Origin of the sequence: Vibrio xiamenensis, assembly GCF_900100015.1 — a bacterium.
Classification (GTDB): Bacteria; Pseudomonadota; Gammaproteobacteria; order Enterobacterales; family Vibrionaceae; genus Vibrio; species Vibrio xiamenensis.
Genome location: NZ_FNDD01000024.1, coordinates 1 through 14,047, shown reverse-complemented (window position 1 = coordinate 14,047; position 14,047 = coordinate 1). Strand labels below are relative to the sequence as shown.

Genomic DNA, 14,047 nt, shown 5'->3' with positions numbered 1-14,047 from the left:
ATGAATTTTGAAATGAGTTACGCGACATCATCCATATTGTGCTTATGCGCATCAAAAGGTTGAGCCGCCAGAGCTTGAGGGTCAAAATCATCAACGTTGATTACGTATAGCCTGTGCTCTTCGGCGCGAGTCAGCAGCGCGGCTTCAGTTTGGTCAATCAGCTGATTATCGAGTCCTAACTGAGCAATGAGATCCAAGCGCATAAAGGGTTTACGCTTGCCAAGCCCATGGCAGACTTTGTCAAACACCGGCTCGGCTTGCAAAATAACCTCAAGCGCCTGCTCAATTTTACCCACCGTATTGTGCTCGGTAGGAGCAAGATATTGACCGCGACCAATACGCGAACGGGTGGCACTTGGCGTTTGAATGATTTGGGCCACTTTACTATCTAAACGATCACTTGGCATTTTACGTACGCGACCAAATGGCAAGATAATCAATTTAAGCATCCGTCCTATCCAGCGGTTAGGGAAGTTGGTTAGGAAAGTTTCAATCGCATGCTCGGTTTGATACAAGCTATCTTGCAATCCCCAATGCAGTAGCGGTAAGTCTTCATTTACTCGGCCTTCTTCGTCAAAGCGTTTTAAGGTGGCAGAGCTTAAGTACAGCTGGCTTAGAATATCGCCAAGGCGCGCCGATAAACGCTCTTTCCGTTTCAGGGAACCACCTAAAACCGCCATTGAGATGTCGGCGAGCAGCGCAAGGTTAGCACTGTATCGATTGAGCTGCTGGTAGTAGCGTTTGGTTGAATCATTTACTGGAGCCGAAGAGCCAAAACCATCGCTCCAGCCGAGCCATAAGCTTCTGGCTAAATTACTGAGTGTAAAACCGATATGACCGACGAGTGCTTGGTCAAATTGAGCAGTCGCGTCACTGGCATCTGAATACGCGGCTTCCATCTCTTTGAGAACGTAAGGATGGCAGCGAATCGCGCCTTGGCCAAAGATGATCATCGAGCGAGTTAAGATGTTGGCGCCTTCAACGGTAATCGCGATTGGCGAACCTTGATAGCTACGAGCCAAAAAGTTCGACGGTCCCATACAGATACCTTTACCACCGACGATGTCCATGGCATCAATCACCGCATGCTGGCCGCGGTGAGTACAGTGGTATTTGACGATGGCGGAAATAACGGACGGTTTCTCACCGCTATCAATTGCCGCGACAGTCAAGCTGCTTGCTGCGTCCATCACGTAGGCATTACCGGCAAGGCGTGCCAGAGGCTCTTCCACCCCTTCCATTTGCCCAATGGGCTGTTTGAATTGGCGACGAATACGCGCGTAAGCACCGGTTGCCATTGCGGCGGTTTTGGTGGTGCCGGTTGAGTTTGAGGGCAGGGTAATGCCACGTCCAACCGAAAGACACTCGACCAGCATTCGCCAGCCTTGGCCAGCCATTTTCGGCCCACCGATGATGAAATCGAGCGGTACAAAAATATTCTCTCCGCGTGTTGGGCCATTTTGGAACGGAACATTGAGCGGAAAGTGGCGGTTGCCAATTTCAACACCTTCAAGGTCGGTTGGGATCAGTGCGCAGGTGATCCCTACATCTGGTGTGTCCCCGAGTAAACCGTCTGGGTCTTGGAGTTTAAACGCCAGCCCAAGCACCGTCGCCACAGGGGCAAGCGTGATATAGCGTTTATTCCAAGTTAGGCGCATACCAAGGACTTCTTTACCTTGCCATTGACCTTGGCACACCACGCCGTAATCCGGAATTGACCCCGCATCTGAGCCGGCTTCTGGGCTAGTCAGGGCAAAACACGGGATTTCTTTTCCTGCGGCTAAACGCGGTAGATAGTGATTTTTTTGTTCGTCGGTGCCGTAGTGTTGTAGCAGTTCACCTGGGCCAAGTGAATTTGGCACACCCACGGTTGAGGAAAGCACTCCCGACACACCGGTCAATTTTTGCAGCACCAGTGATTGCGCATAGGCGGAAAACTCCAAGCCGCCGTATTGCTTTTTGATGATCATGGCAAAGAATTTGTTCTCTTTGAGAAATTGCCACACTTCAGGCGGTAAGTCGGCCAGTTCGTGAGTGACTTGATAATCACTGACCATGGCGCAAACTTGATTTACCGGACCGTCAAGAAACGCCTGTTCCTCTTGGCTTAATTTAGGTTTGGCAATGCGATGCAGTTTTTGCCAATCGGGTTTGCCTTTAAATAGGTCCGCTTCCCACCAAACGGTGCCTGCTTCCAAGGCCTCTTTTTCGGTTTGCGACATCGCAGGAAGAACGGATTTGAACAGCTTTAAGGCTTTCGCGCTGATAAGTGTTTGGCGGATCGGAGCCAGGCTAACCACCGCAGCTAAGGCAACGAAGAGCAGCCAACTTACACTGCCGACGAGGCCGAGAACGCTGAGTACCAGCATGGTGGCGGTTAGCGAAGCTAGACCGCTAAGCAATGAGGTTCGATGGTAGAGGCAGACTCCTAATACCAAAATCATTGCGAGGGTAGAGAGCAGAATGTCCATAACAGTATTCCTTCTTTGGACTCATTATTGTTGTTATACGTAGCGGTTAATAAAACAGGTCAGACCAGAAGATTGTAAGCAAATTATTAATGGTTTGTAAAACAATCAACAGTCTAAAAAGTGAGCTCGGTAGAGTTATTGTTCTAATTTGAGTGGTCGCTGTGATGCTTTTCGCAGCGAAAAAGCCAGATAGGTACAAATCTTGAGGCTTTGCTATCGACAGATGTACGGGTTCGGGTAAACTCAATTGATAAAACCGCCTCAATAATGAGAGGCTTTTGTACATCGATAACTAGAGACATTAGCTATGTACCATGACTTAATTAAGAACGAATTAACTGAAGCTGCAGAAGTACTTAACGCATTTTTAAGCGATGACAATAACATCGCGCAGATTGAGAAGGCGGCCAAGGTCATCGCTGACTCATTTAAGCAAGGTGGCAAAGTCCTCTCTTGTGGTAATGGTGGTTCTCATTGTGATGCGATGCATTTTGCTGAAGAGTTGACAGGTCGCTATCGTGAAAATCGCCCTGGCTACCCTGGTATTGCGATTTCCGATCCAAGCCACTTATCGTGCGTGAGCAACGATTTTGGCTACGATTTTGTGTTCTCACGCTACGTTGAAGCGGTTGGTGCCAAAGGTGATGTATTGTTTGGTCTGTCGACGTCAGGCAATTCAGGCAACATTCTTAAAGCGATTGAAGCCGCGCAAGCAAAAGGGATGAAAACCATCGCTTTGACGGGTAAAGATGGCGGCAAAATGGCCGGTATCGCAGATGTTGAAATTCGCGTTCCTCATTTTGGTTATGCGGATCGAATTCAAGAAGTGCACATTAAAATCATCCATATCGTGATTCAGTTGATTGAAAAAGAAATGGAAAAATAAGCGTTTGTTGAAAGTGTCGTTTTTTGTAAGGAGATGGTTAGCCCATGTGTGAGTTGCTCGGAATGAGCGCCAATGTGCCGACAGACATCTGTTTTAGTTTTACCGGGTTGATGCAACGCGGCGGTAAAACTGGCCCGCACCGTGATGGGTGGGGGATTACGTTTTACGAAGGCAAAGGGTTTCGTAACTTTAAAGACCCAGCGCCAAGTTGCCAGTCGAAAGTTGCCGAATTGGTACAGAATTATCCAATTAAAAGCTGCGCGGTGATAAGCCATATTCGTCAAGCCAATCGCGGAGCCATCAACTTGGAAAATACTCACCCTTTTACACGTGAGTTATGGGGTAAGTACTGGACGTTTGCGCACAACGGTCAGTTGACCGACTATCAAACGTTGGAGACGGGGCGTCACCGCGCTGTTGGGCAGACTGACAGTGAGCTGGCGTTTTGTTGGTTGCTGAAAAAATTGGAAGATAAGTACCCAACGCCACCGACCAATATGGTCGAAGTGTTGAAATACTTAGCCGATTGCTGTACTCAACTGCGTGAAAAAGGCGTGTTTAACATGCTGATGTCGGATGGGGAGTACGTGATGAGTTACTGTACTAATCATCTGTATTGGATAACGCGCCGCGCGCCATTTGGCAAAGCGACGTTGATTGACGAAGATGTGACGATCAATTTTCAGGAAGAGACCACGCCAAATGATGTGGTATCGGTCATTGCGACGCAGCCTTTGACGGATAACGAAGATTGGCACCGAATGAAGCCTGGTGAATACGGTATCTTTCATTTTGGTGAGTTGATTGCAGGCAATGCGAATGCGCTTGAGCATATTCCATTTGCTGCGCCGAAACCGGGTAACCAAGCACCGAGCGAGCCTTTAGTTTAATCAGTGTAAAGATGTCAATGTTCAGATATAAAAAAGGTTGATGCATGCATCAACCTTTTTTTCGCGATGGTTCAAGCCAAGATTAGGCGAGTTGCGACTTGATGTGAGCGAGAATGTCGTCGATAGCAACGGCAGATTTCTCGCCATTACGACGGTTCTTATACTCAAAGTTACCTTCATCCATGCTGCGATCGCCAATGATCACAGTATGCGGTACACCGATAAGCTCCATGTCGGAGAACATCACACCTGGGCGTTCTTTACGGTCATCAAACAATACGTCGATGCCTGCTGCTGTCAGTTCTGCGTAGAGTTTTTCAGCCGCTTGTTGAACGCGCTCAGATTTGTGCATGTTCATTGGCACAATCGCAACCTGGAATGGCGCAATGGCATCTGGCCAGATAATGCCGTACTTATCGTTATTTTGCTCAATCGCGGCGGCAACCACGCGAGAAACACCGATACCGTAACAACCCATCTCTAGAGTGACGTTTTTACCATCAGGACCTAATACGCCGCAGTTCATTTTCTCAGAGTAGTTGGTTCCCAATTGGAAAATATGGCCGACTTCGATACCACGTTTAAGTTGTAGGACACCTTTACCACATGGGCTTGGATCGCCTTCAACCACGTTACGAATGTCTTCAACTTGACCAAGTTCCACATCACGACCCCAGTTGATTCCGAAGTAGTGTTTGTCATCGATGTTGGCACCTGCGCCAAAATCGCTCATTACTGCAACTGTGCGGTCAACGATAAGTGGCAGTTTCAAACCTACAGGGCCTAGCGAGCCAGGGCCTGCGCCAACAAGAGCACGGATTTCTTCTTCGCTTGCCATTTCAAGCGGCGCCGCTACTTGAGGTAAGTTTTCAGCTTTCACTTCATTCAGCTCATGATCGCCACGCACCATCAGTGCGATGATCGGAGCGTCAACTTGATCCGACGCTTTAAAAAACAGAGTTTTGACTGTTTTCTCGATAGCTAAACCGTGTTGCTCAACCAGTTCGGCGATGGTTTTCGCATTTGGCGTATCAACCAGCGTCATTTCTTGAGTTGGGGCTGCAGGCGCATCAGCAGGAGCGATGGCTTCCGCTTTTTCCAAGTTCGCCGCGTAGTCAGATTCGCTGGAAAACGCGATAAGGTCTTCGCCGCTTTCTGCTAAAACGTGGAACTCTTGTGAACCGCTACCGCCGATTGCGCCGCTATCCGCAAGCACTGGGCGATAATCCAGACCCATGCGGTCAAACGCTTTACAATAAGCGTCATGCATCGCATCGTAAGATTTTTGCAAGCCATCTTTATCGATGTCAAAGCTGTAAGCGTCCATCATCGAGAATTCACGTGAACGCATTACGCCAAAACGTGGGCGACGTTCATCACGGAATTTAGTTTGAATTTGGTACAAGTTAAGCGGCAACTGTTTGTAAGAGTTCACTTCGTTACGCACTAGCGCAGTGATCACTTCTTCAGCAGTTGGGCTTAGCACAAACGGACGCTCATGGCGGTCAGTAAAGCGAAGTAGCTCGGGGCCCATTTTTTCAGAGCGACCTGTCTCTTCCCACAGTTCAAACGGTTGCACAACGGGCATTAAGGTTTCAACTGCCCCGGCATTGTCGATTTCTTGACGAACGATGTTTTCGACTTTACGCAGCACGCGCAGACCAGTAGGTAGCCAAGTGTAAAGACCTGAAGCTAACTTACGGATCATACCTGCACGTAGCATGAGCTGGTGGCTCACTACTTCTGCGTCGTTTGGAGTCTCCTTCAGAGTTGAAAGAAGATAGTTACTGGTACGCATTTATGGTATCCGTTCATTATGGTGGTAATAAATCGCCAAGTGATATGTGATATCCTGGCGGAAAATTTGTGATAGCCGCTAATAATATCAGCCAATCGCGTTTGTCAAAAGCCTTCTATTGCGGTAACCGTCGCTAAGTTGCCTGTCACAATAAACTTAACGTTAAAATCGAACAAATTCACCGCATATTGTTTGTCGTCTTGCTGGCGTTTTTTATAAGCCGGACGTGGGTCTTGTGCCAATACTTGCTCAATGACGCTCTTCAAGGTTTGTGGATCGTCGGCGGTTAACAGCGTTGATGTTGCTTGCGAAGAAAATTGCACCGCTATGGTTTTGGGTTCTTTGTCGGCATAACCTCCTCGCGCGTCACTGATGGCATCGGAATAGGGGATATAAGGTTTAATATCAACGATTGGAGTGCGATCAACCAAATCGACACTGCCTACCACCAGTGATACCTGATCACCATTCACTTCTGTACCAAGCAGCTCCACTGCGGACATACCAATACCATTTGGGCGAAAGGTTGCCCGTGATGCAAATACGCCAATTCGTTCGTTGCCGCCAAGACGCGGTGGACGCACCGTCGGCTTCCAGCCTTGAGCTAGGTTTTTATCGAACAGAAACAGCAGCCACAAGTGGCTAAATTGCTCGATGCCACGAATCGATTCCCGGCAGTTCGCTTCGCCGGACAAGTGAATTTTTGCTCGGGCACTTGGCACTAAGCGGGGTTGGCGCGGAACAGCAAATTTTTCTTTGTATGGAGATTCGACGTAGCCAATTGGATCAAGGGTGTACATAGGAGATTCATCGGTTCAATTACTCTGGGGCATAAATTAGCACAAATTTCTCTTGCCAGGTTTATTGAGAATGATTAACATCTAAAATGTTATAACATAACAATTAAGTGATATGGCTGAGTTGTTATGTATAGATTGGTAAAGAGGTCGCGCAGTGAAAAACAATATCCATCCTAATTATCGCAAAGTCGTGTTTCACGACACCAGCGTTGATAAATATTTCGTCATCGGTTCCACGCTTGAAACGGATCGCACCATTGAATGGGAAGATGGCAAAACCTACCCGTATATGACGATAGAAGTTTCTTCCGAATCTCACCCTTACTACACCGGTAAGCAGCGTGTGATCCAAAAAGAAGGTCGTGTGGCGAACTTCAATCGCCGTTTTTCAAGATTCAGCTCAGAAGAGAAGTAACCCAATGAAAGTGCTTAAGTCGTTAAAAAGTGCCAAAAACCGCCATCCAGATTGTCAAATTGTTAAACGCCGTGGTCGACTTTACGTGATATGCAAAGCCAACCCACGCTTTAAAGCGGTTCAGAAATAGCAGTAAAACAAATGAATGCCACCAAAGTTATTTTGGGTGGTTATGCCATCTAATATTAATTATTTAGAGTTAAAATCTATACTTAGTAAATTTACTGGTTGTTTTTAGTTCTATTATAAACTTTTGTAACATTTAAATTTTACCGTACATCCTCCTTGTTTAGTATTCTTCCGCCTTCATGGAGCGGATGCCTTCATGGAAAGAATAACGACAAGGAGGAACTTGATGAGTTCATCAACTTCAATAAAACAAAATCCACCGAAAAAGCCGCTGTTTACGCGCTTTCTCGATTCGGTTGAATATTTAGGGAATCTATTACCCCACCCAATTACACTGTTTGCCATTTTCTGTTTAGCCATTTTAGTGTTGTCGGGAATTGCGGGTTACTTTGAGGTGTCAGTGGTTGACCCTCGCCCTGAAGGCGCCAAAGGGCGCGCTGCCGATGGCATGATCTATGTCGTCAGTCTTCTTAATGCCGATGGTTTGCGATTGATCGTTACCAGTTTGGTGAAAAACTTTGTTGGTTTCGCACCGCTTGGTACAGTGCTTGTCGCCATGTTAGGTGTTGCGATCGCTGAATATTCAGGACTTCTTTCTGCTGCGATGCGTGGTTTGGTGATGGGCGCTTCTAAGCGCATGGTAACCGTGACTGTGGTATTCGCTGGTATTATCTCCAACACAGCATCAGAGCTGGGTTACGTAGTCCTTATTCCACTTGCAGCGATGCTATTCCACTCGTTAGGTCGCCATCCTCTTGCGGGTTTGGCTGCAGCGTTTGCTGGTGTCTCTGGTGGTTACTCTGCCAACCTCTTGATCGGTACGGTTGATCCTCTGCTTTCTGGTATTACCGAAACAGCGGCGCAAGTGATTGACCCAAGCTATACCGTTGGTCCTGAAGCAAACTGGTACTTCATGTTTGTCTCGACCTTCTTTATTGCGGGGATGGGCGCGTTTGTTACCGAAAAAATCGTCGAGCCGAAACTCGGTCAATATCGCGACGAGGAAGCGTCAGAAGATCTGTCAAAAGATACCATGGGCAAACTCACCGCGCTTGAGAAGAAAGCACTGAAATGGGCGGGTGTTGCGGTTCTGGCTGTGTCTGCATTGTTGGCTTGGACGATTGTTCCAGAAAATGGTGTGCTTCGCTCTGAAGCCGGTACGGTTGCTGGTTCACCATTCTTGAAGAGTATCGTCGCGTTTATCTTCGTATTCTTCGCGATTCCAGGTTTCGTCTATGGCCGTATTGCCGGCACGATGAAAACCGACCGCGATGTGATTGATGCGATGTCAAAATCGATGTCTTCAATGGGCATGTACATTGTTCTCGTGTTCTTCGCTGCGCAGTTTGTTGCCTTCTTCAAGTGGACCAACTTTGGTCAAGTCTTTGCGGTAGCTGGAGCTGACTTCCTACAAAATGTCGGTTTAACTGGCCCAGGTTTGTTCTTTGCCTTCATTTTGATGTGTGGCTTTATCAACCTGATGATCGGTTCTGCTTCTGCGCAATGGGCGGTAACCGCGCCAATTTTTGTACCTATGCTGATGCTGGTGGGTTATGCCCCTGAAACCATTCAAGCGGCTTACCGTATCGGAGATTCGACCACTAATATCATCACACCAATGATGAGCTACTTTGGTCTGATTCTGGCGGTTGCGACGCGTTATATGAAGAACTTAGGTATCGGTACATTGATTGCGACCATGTTGCCTTACTCAATCTGCTTTATCGTTGGTTGGAGTGTGCTGTTCTACGTGTGGGTGTTCCTATTTGGTTTGCCAGTTGGTCCAGGCGCAGCCACTTACTACACGCCTTAATGGCTTGATTTAGAAACTAAAAAAACCTGCGCTTGCGCAGGTTTTTTTATGCTTTCAGTGTCGCGATATGGCTTGAAAGCCAGCGCCTAACGGTGATATTTCGCCAATAGACGGTCTAGGTGATTGGCAAATTCACGGCGCTCGGTTTGCGATAGGGCGCTTGGCCCGCCAGTTTGGATGCCGCTTGAGCGCATCGTATCCATAAAGTCGCGAATATTGAGCCGCGCTTTGATGGTGTCTTTGGTATACAGCTCGCCACGACTGCTCAGAGCAAAACCCCCTTTGGTGATAACTTCATCGGCCAGTGGAATATCAGACGTAATCACTAAATCGCCCGGCTCGGTGCGTTTGACGATTTCATTGTCGGCGATATCAAAGCCCGCTGGAACTTGCAAACTGCGTAAATTGTCGCGTTTAGGAATCGGAATAATATGGTTCGCAACGAAGGTGCACTCAATCCCCGTTCGCTCGGCTGCGCGCACTAAAGTGTCGCGAATCACTTTAGGACACGCGTCGGCATCAACCCAAATTTTCATTACGATTTCTCACTCAATTGGGCTTCAAGGATACTGACTCGCTCGGTAAGTGCAGCAATTTGCTGTTCAAGCTGAGCGATTTTGTCTGCTGGTTGAGCGTTGGCGGCAATTTCTACTTTAGGCACGCGTTTGACACTTTTCCAACTCTTAATGGTGGAGATAAGTGCAGGCATCGGCACTGGGGTCGATAAGCGCGCTTTGACCAGAGCAATGCTTGGCGTTTTTCCTTCATCGTGAAGGGCTTGCAGAACCGCTTCGAGTTCTTCTGTGACGTTTTTGGTTAGCATAGAACACCGTAGAAAGTCGAGGTTTTGACCATGATACTGGCTTGGTGAAGTTTATCGACATTTTTCTTGATATGGATGTTGTGCGATATCTCTCACAAGCACGTAAGATATTACGCTTTCGTTCTGCAGTATATGGTGGGATGTGGTTTTTAATTGGTTGAATTTTATAGATTTGTTTGGTTTTTTGTTATTTGATACCAAAAAACGTGAGCTAAGCAGGATTGTATCTTTTGGCCAATAAGGTAAATTTAACCGTGTCGGCAGGATGCTGAATCAGGAAACGAAAAACCAAGGATGTGGTGGCTTTAGGATGAAGGTTTGATGGCTCAGGATGGGCGGTCAAGCAGGAAGCATTTAACACTGACAGGATGGCAGTGTTTAGGAAGAATAAAGGAACAGTGCGCGGATCGCACAAGGGACACCGCTCAAGGAACAAGTGATGTCAGCTAACTAGGAACGTTAGCTATCAGGACGAACAGGACACTGCTAGGACGGCAAGGTTAGGATAGGGCACATGGACATGGCCACTATTATGGACGATGCATGGAGCATTATGATGTAGCCGGACTGCTGCGAGTAAGACTATAGCCCTGATACTCACGTGTCAGGGCTTTTCTTATTCTTACCACTTTTTTATTCAATACTAACAACATCAGAACAAACCAACTAAAACTTGGCGGCAAGATAAAATTGGCTTTATTGGCAGTAATTACAGATAAGTAATAATAAAACACAAGCAAGGATGTGGTGTGACAATAGCAACGAGGAGATTGCTCCTTATCCCTTATAATGAGTCGCTTCAATCTGATTTTTTAATGTTAAATTGCTGCGCTAAGAATCGCGCGGAGATGAATGGGCCACTGACGGTGTCCTCAGCTAAGCAGCTGTTTCATCAAGTGATGCATGATCCCACCTTATATGCCCTAGCGGTGCTCGACCAAGCCACGCGTGAGTACATTGGCCACGTGTTTATTTGCCATTTAGACAAAAAGCCTGAGTTGGGGTTTATTTTTGACAAATATTACTGGAATAAAGGCATTGGCAGCGAAGCGCTGAAAGCGTTTTTCCCCAAAGCCTTGTATGAGTGCCAACTAGAAGTGGTGAGTGCAACTGTCAATACCCATCACACCCCATCAATAAAGATTTTGCAAAAGCTCGGGTTCCACTTGGCTGGCGAACAAAACGATAGCTTTGGTCCGTTCTACGAATATGTGTTTACAGCCGATGTGGTGGCAAATCAAAACTGACAGGCTTAAAGCCGAGCATAGTCAGTTTGCCTTGATAGCAATCATCGCCCAGTGATGAAAATTCAAATTGATAGACCGTATGAAAACGCCAGAGTCCCTCTGGCGTTTTTAGTTTGTGACTGCCTAACGCGACACTCACAAGCTGCAGTTCGAGTTGTTGGCATTTGCGGGCGATAGCGGCTTTGGCAATTTCAGCCTGGCGCCGCTGCTGCCAAAACAGTAAACAACCAAAGCTAACCGCCAAGATTGCCAGCAGATCGGCAATCATGCGCTACCTTTGGCTGAGCGTTGCAGTGCGGTTAGGGCTTGGGCGAGCTCCGGGGACGGGCTGCTGTGTAAAAGCGGTAGCAGAACCATACGTAATTTAGGGATCATCACCAGATCGGCAAACAACTGATTGAACAGAGTCTGATTACCCGTTTCAGCAAGACGCACTAAAAAGCGCGTTGCAACGCCGGTGTCATCCAGTACTTGCCAAGCGCGCCCTGCGATGCCGATAAGCACTTCTTGATGGCTAAAGGTTGGACTGGCAAGAATGTCATCGACCAAGCTTCTAAGTGCGTTTGGCGCGCCAGAGAGAGCTCGTACGAGTGCGGACACCAGAAATAAATCGGCATCGCCGCTTTGCAGTTGCTGATTGGCCATATCCAGCAGGCGAGCGGCTAATTTTTCTGGCGTTTGGGTATGCTCTAATGCGCCAAGCAGTGCGTAAAGCGGCTCATTGGGCAGATGGTTAAGGGATTTTCTTAGTGTCACTTGGTTGTTGTCTTGACTCAGCCGCGCGCACATGTCGGTGATACCTTGCAAGCCGACGGTCTGCCAATTATCCCAACCCAATCCGCCTTGAAAGTAGTGCTGGGCGTGCTCGTAATATTGGCTAGTCGGCAGATTTAACGCCGCACGAATTTGGCTGTGGAACACCGCCATTTTGTCTTCAGACGGCTTATAGGTGTAGGGGTTATTAGCGAGCTTCTGTTGCTGCTCTTCGCTGATCTCTTGGCTCAGGCGGCTGCCCATCGCTTCCATGACGTATTTGAGGAATTGACCGATTTCCGCTTGTTTGAGCAGGCCGCGTTCGTCGAGCTCAAACTTTAAAAACCAAATCCAAGGTTGCTGCTGTTCATTCCAGTAGGCGATGGCAACATGGGCTTTGCGTTGCAGCGGATACGGGTAGGGAAGCAAGCCTTTTTCGACATCAAAAAACTCTTTGTGCTCGATAGGGCTGATGCGGCGACCTAAATCAAAAATACGGAACTCACAGCCACTGTTGGTCAATAACTGGCTTAAGGTGGTAATTGTTTCCATGGAAGAATTTGTCCTAACTTTCTTTCCCATATAAATGGTACTCTATGGCCCTTTTTCAAGGTCAACACCGAAATTATTGATGGTAAAAACAGAGAAAATTCGCCAATTGTTAGGTGAACTCGAAAATGCGCTGCGTATACAGGCCCTGTGGCAAAATACCGCGCCAACCAAGTCGGAGCTTGCGAGCCACATGCCGTTTGCTGTTGATACGCTCAGACCTGAGCAATGGCTGCAATGGATATTCATTCCTAGAATGATCGCGCTTATCGATACCCAGCAGGCGATCCCCAATCTTGAAATACACCCTTATTTTAGCCACGTGTGGCAGCAGCCAAGCCATGCTGATCTGCTTAGCTTGATTTTCCGTATCGATGAGGCCTGCAAGTCATGCTAGAAATTATCTATCAAGATGCTTATTTGGTTGCCGTCAATAAGCCTGCGGGCATGCTAGTCCATCGCAGTTGGCTCGATAAGCATGAAACGCAGTTCGTGATGCAAACCCTGCGCGATCAACTTGGTCAACACGTGTTTCCGCTGCACCGTTTAGACCGGCCAACCTCAGGCGTGCTGCTGTTCGCCCTTTCTCGTGAAGTGGCCTCGCAAGCTATGCCGATGTTTGCCAATCATGATATGAGCAAGACTTATCATGCAGTGGTGCGCGGCTGGGTTGAACAAGGCGATGTGCTCGATTACCCGCTCAAAGTCGAATTGGATAAAATTGCCGATAAATTTTCCAGTCAAGAAAAAGAGCCGCAGTCGGCAGTCACCGCATACCAACCACTGGCAAAAGTTGAAGTGCCATTTTCAACTGGGCGTTTTGCAACTAGCCGTTATAGTTTGCTCGAGATGAAACCGACCACAGGACGCAAGCACCAATTGCGTCGCCACATGCATCATCTTAGTCATCCGATTATTGGTGACACCACTCACGGGGATGGTAAGCATAACCGTTTGTTTCGTGAGAATTATGATGCGCACCGTTTGCTGCTTCATGCCACAGAGTTGACTTTTGAGCATCCCATTAGTGGTGAAACGCTGTGCATTCGCGCTGGATTTGATGACGTGTGGCAGGGTTTATTTAACGATTTTGGTTGGCAAAACCCGCTTAGTGACTGAGCTGATAAGCGCAATATCGAGCAGTAAAAATCCGCCTTCTTAGAAGGCGGCTTTGGTTTACAGCCCCCTAAAAGGGGGCATTCCTTCGCTGTTAGTTCATTTTCAACTCTAACTGTGCCTCATATTCTTGAGCTTTCTTGTCTTGATGCCTGACATACCGCCTGATGATCTCTTCATTTACACCGACTGTGTCAACAAAGTACCCTCTCGCCCAAAAATGATTACCCCATAATTTCTTTCTAATATGCGGGAATTTATTAAACAATCGGATAGCTGAACGCCCTTTCAATATCCCCATTAAAGTCGATATCGATACTTTCGGTGGGACTATCACAACCAAGTGAACGTGATCTG

At 47.5% G+C, this 14,047-nt stretch carries 16 protein-coding genes; 8 read left to right on the top strand and 8 right to left on the bottom strand.

All coding sequences use genetic code 11. The annotated features are described in order from the left end of the window. Positions 1–17: 17 nt before the first annotated feature. Complete coding sequence (gene fadE / locus BLS03_RS17315) at positions 18–2,471, bottom strand: acyl-CoA dehydrogenase FadE (protein WP_093276827.1); 2,454 nt, start codon at positions 2,469–2,471, stop codon at positions 18–20. 307 nt (positions 2,472–2,778) lie between these two features. On the opposite strand from fadE, the gene lpcA reads away from it, so the two are divergent. Together lpcA and BLS03_RS17305 are read left to right on the top strand one after the other, a co-directional pair. Next, positions 2,779–3,357 carry a D-sedoheptulose 7-phosphate isomerase gene (lpcA, locus tag BLS03_RS17310; RefSeq protein WP_093276825.1) on the top strand — a complete coding sequence of 193 codons (579 nt, stop codon included), beginning with the start codon at positions 2,779–2,781 and terminating at the stop codon, positions 3,355–3,357. Between the two features lie 44 nt (positions 3,358–3,401). Then, entirely contained in the window at positions 3,402–4,247 is an 846-nt protein-coding gene (locus tag BLS03_RS17305; RefSeq protein WP_093276822.1) for a class II glutamine amidotransferase, read from the top strand. 82 nt (positions 4,248–4,329) lie between these two features. Here the strand turns inward: BLS03_RS17305 and BLS03_RS17300 are convergent, their stop codons facing one another. Together BLS03_RS17300 and tsaA are read right to left on the bottom strand one after the other, a co-directional pair. After that, complete coding sequence (locus BLS03_RS17300; protein ID WP_093276820.1) at positions 4,330–6,045, bottom strand: proline--tRNA ligase; 1,716 nt, start codon at positions 6,043–6,045, stop codon at positions 4,330–4,332. Positions 6,046–6,149: 104 nt separating this feature from the next. After that, positions 6,150–6,845: a tRNA (N6-threonylcarbamoyladenosine(37)-N6)-methyltransferase TrmO gene (tsaA, locus tag BLS03_RS17295; protein WP_093276818.1), complete on the bottom strand. Its 696-nt coding sequence runs from the start codon at positions 6,843–6,845 to the stop codon at positions 6,150–6,152. Positions 6,846–6,999: 154 nt separating this feature from the next. On the opposite strand from tsaA, the gene BLS03_RS17290 reads away from it, so the two are divergent. From BLS03_RS17290 to BLS03_RS17280, 3 genes are all read left to right on the top strand, one after another. After that, positions 7,000–7,260 carry a type B 50S ribosomal protein L31 gene (locus BLS03_RS17290; protein ID WP_093276817.1) on the top strand — a complete coding sequence of 87 codons (261 nt, stop codon included), beginning with the start codon at positions 7,000–7,002 and terminating at the stop codon, positions 7,258–7,260. Positions 7,261–7,264: 4 nt separating this feature from the next. Next, a complete protein-coding gene (ykgO, locus tag BLS03_RS17285) occupies positions 7,265–7,390 on the top strand; it encodes a type B 50S ribosomal protein L36 (RefSeq protein WP_093276815.1) in 126 nt (41 codons plus the stop codon). Positions 7,391–7,615: 225 nt separating this feature from the next. Next, positions 7,616–9,202 (top strand): AbgT family transporter, encoded by a 1,587-nt coding sequence (locus BLS03_RS17280; RefSeq protein WP_093276812.1) that lies wholly within the window; start codon positions 7,616–7,618, stop codon positions 9,200–9,202. 86 nt (positions 9,203–9,288) lie between these two features. On the opposite strand, the gene BLS03_RS17275 is transcribed toward BLS03_RS17280, so the two are convergent. Further along, entirely contained in the window at positions 9,289–9,738 is a 450-nt protein-coding gene (locus tag BLS03_RS17275; RefSeq protein ID WP_093276810.1) for a YaiI/YqxD family protein, read from the bottom strand. Continuing rightward, a complete protein-coding gene (locus tag BLS03_RS17270) occupies positions 9,738–10,025 on the bottom strand; it encodes a hypothetical protein (protein ID WP_093276807.1) in 288 nt (95 codons plus the stop codon). The genes BLS03_RS17275 and BLS03_RS17270 overlap by 1 nt, the downstream gene beginning before the upstream one ends. Positions 10,026–10,774: 749 nt before the next feature. Between BLS03_RS17270 and BLS03_RS17265 the strand changes: the two genes are divergently transcribed. Next, positions 10,775–11,272 carry a GNAT family N-acetyltransferase gene (locus BLS03_RS17265; RefSeq protein WP_093276803.1) on the top strand — a complete coding sequence of 166 codons (498 nt, stop codon included), beginning with the start codon at positions 10,775–10,777 and terminating at the stop codon, positions 11,270–11,272. Here BLS03_RS17265 and BLS03_RS17260 read toward each other — a convergent pair. After that, positions 11,241–11,540: a DUF3301 domain-containing protein gene (locus tag BLS03_RS17260; RefSeq protein WP_093276799.1), complete on the bottom strand. Its 300-nt coding sequence runs from the start codon at positions 11,538–11,540 to the stop codon at positions 11,241–11,243. The genes BLS03_RS17265 and BLS03_RS17260 overlap by 32 nt on opposite strands. Beyond that, complete coding sequence (locus BLS03_RS17255; RefSeq protein WP_093276795.1) at positions 11,537–12,577, bottom strand: DUF3549 family protein; 1,041 nt, start codon at positions 12,575–12,577, stop codon at positions 11,537–11,539. The genes BLS03_RS17260 and BLS03_RS17255 overlap by 4 nt, the downstream gene beginning before the upstream one ends. A gap of 79 nt (positions 12,578–12,656) precedes the next feature. On the opposite strand from BLS03_RS17255, the gene BLS03_RS17250 reads away from it, so the two are divergent. Both BLS03_RS17250 and truC read left to right on the top strand, forming a co-directional pair. Continuing rightward, positions 12,657–12,971: a YqcC family protein gene (locus tag BLS03_RS17250; protein ID WP_093276987.1), complete on the top strand. Its 315-nt coding sequence runs from the start codon at positions 12,657–12,659 to the stop codon at positions 12,969–12,971. Continuing rightward, positions 12,965–13,693: a tRNA pseudouridine(65) synthase TruC gene (gene truC, locus BLS03_RS17245; protein ID WP_093276792.1), complete on the top strand. Its 729-nt coding sequence runs from the start codon at positions 12,965–12,967 to the stop codon at positions 13,691–13,693. Before BLS03_RS17250 ends, truC begins: the two co-directional genes overlap by 7 nt. A gap of 91 nt (positions 13,694–13,784) precedes the next feature. Here the strand turns inward: truC and tnpA are convergent. After that, positions 13,785–14,047, bottom strand: a 263-nt coding sequence (tnpA, locus tag BLS03_RS17240; protein WP_143015647.1) for an IS200/IS605 family transposase, incomplete at its 5' end; no start/stop codon positions are given.

Excerpts from the sequence above, each read along its gene's own strand:
- BLS03_RS17300 (WP_093276820.1), bottom strand. The coding sequence starts at position 6,045 with ATGCGTACCAGTAACTATCTTCTTTCAACTCTGAAGGAGACTCCAAAC.
- BLS03_RS17280 (WP_093276812.1), top strand. The coding sequence starts at position 7,616 with ATGAGTTCATCAACTTCAATAAAACAAAATCCACCGAAAAAGCCGCTG.
- fadE (WP_093276827.1), bottom strand. The coding sequence starts at position 2,471 with ATGGACATTCTGCTCTCTACCCTCGCAATGATTTTGGTATTAGGAGTC.
- BLS03_RS17275 (WP_093276810.1), bottom strand. The coding sequence starts at position 9,738 with ATGAAAATTTGGGTTGATGCCGACGCGTGTCCTAAAGTGATTCGCGAC.
- BLS03_RS17260 (WP_093276799.1), bottom strand. The coding sequence starts at position 11,540 with ATGATTGCCGATCTGCTGGCAATCTTGGCGGTTAGCTTTGGTTGTTTA.
- tsaA (WP_093276818.1), bottom strand. The coding sequence starts at position 6,845 with ATGTACACCCTTGATCCAATTGGCTACGTCGAATCTCCATACAAAGAA.
- BLS03_RS17250 (WP_093276987.1), top strand. The coding sequence starts at position 12,657 with ATGGTAAAAACAGAGAAAATTCGCCAATTGTTAGGTGAACTCGAAAAT.
- truC (WP_093276792.1), top strand. The coding sequence starts at position 12,965 with ATGCTAGAAATTATCTATCAAGATGCTTATTTGGTTGCCGTCAATAAG.
- lpcA (WP_093276825.1), top strand. The coding sequence starts at position 2,779 with ATGTACCATGACTTAATTAAGAACGAATTAACTGAAGCTGCAGAAGTA.
- ykgO (WP_093276815.1), top strand. The coding sequence starts at position 7,265 with ATGAAAGTGCTTAAGTCGTTAAAAAGTGCCAAAAACCGCCATCCAGAT.
- BLS03_RS17270 (WP_093276807.1), bottom strand. The coding sequence starts at position 10,025 with ATGCTAACCAAAAACGTCACAGAAGAACTCGAAGCGGTTCTGCAAGCC.
- BLS03_RS17255 (WP_093276795.1), bottom strand. The coding sequence starts at position 12,577 with ATGGAAACAATTACCACCTTAAGCCAGTTATTGACCAACAGTGGCTGT.
- BLS03_RS17305 (WP_093276822.1), top strand. The coding sequence starts at position 3,402 with ATGTGTGAGTTGCTCGGAATGAGCGCCAATGTGCCGACAGACATCTGT.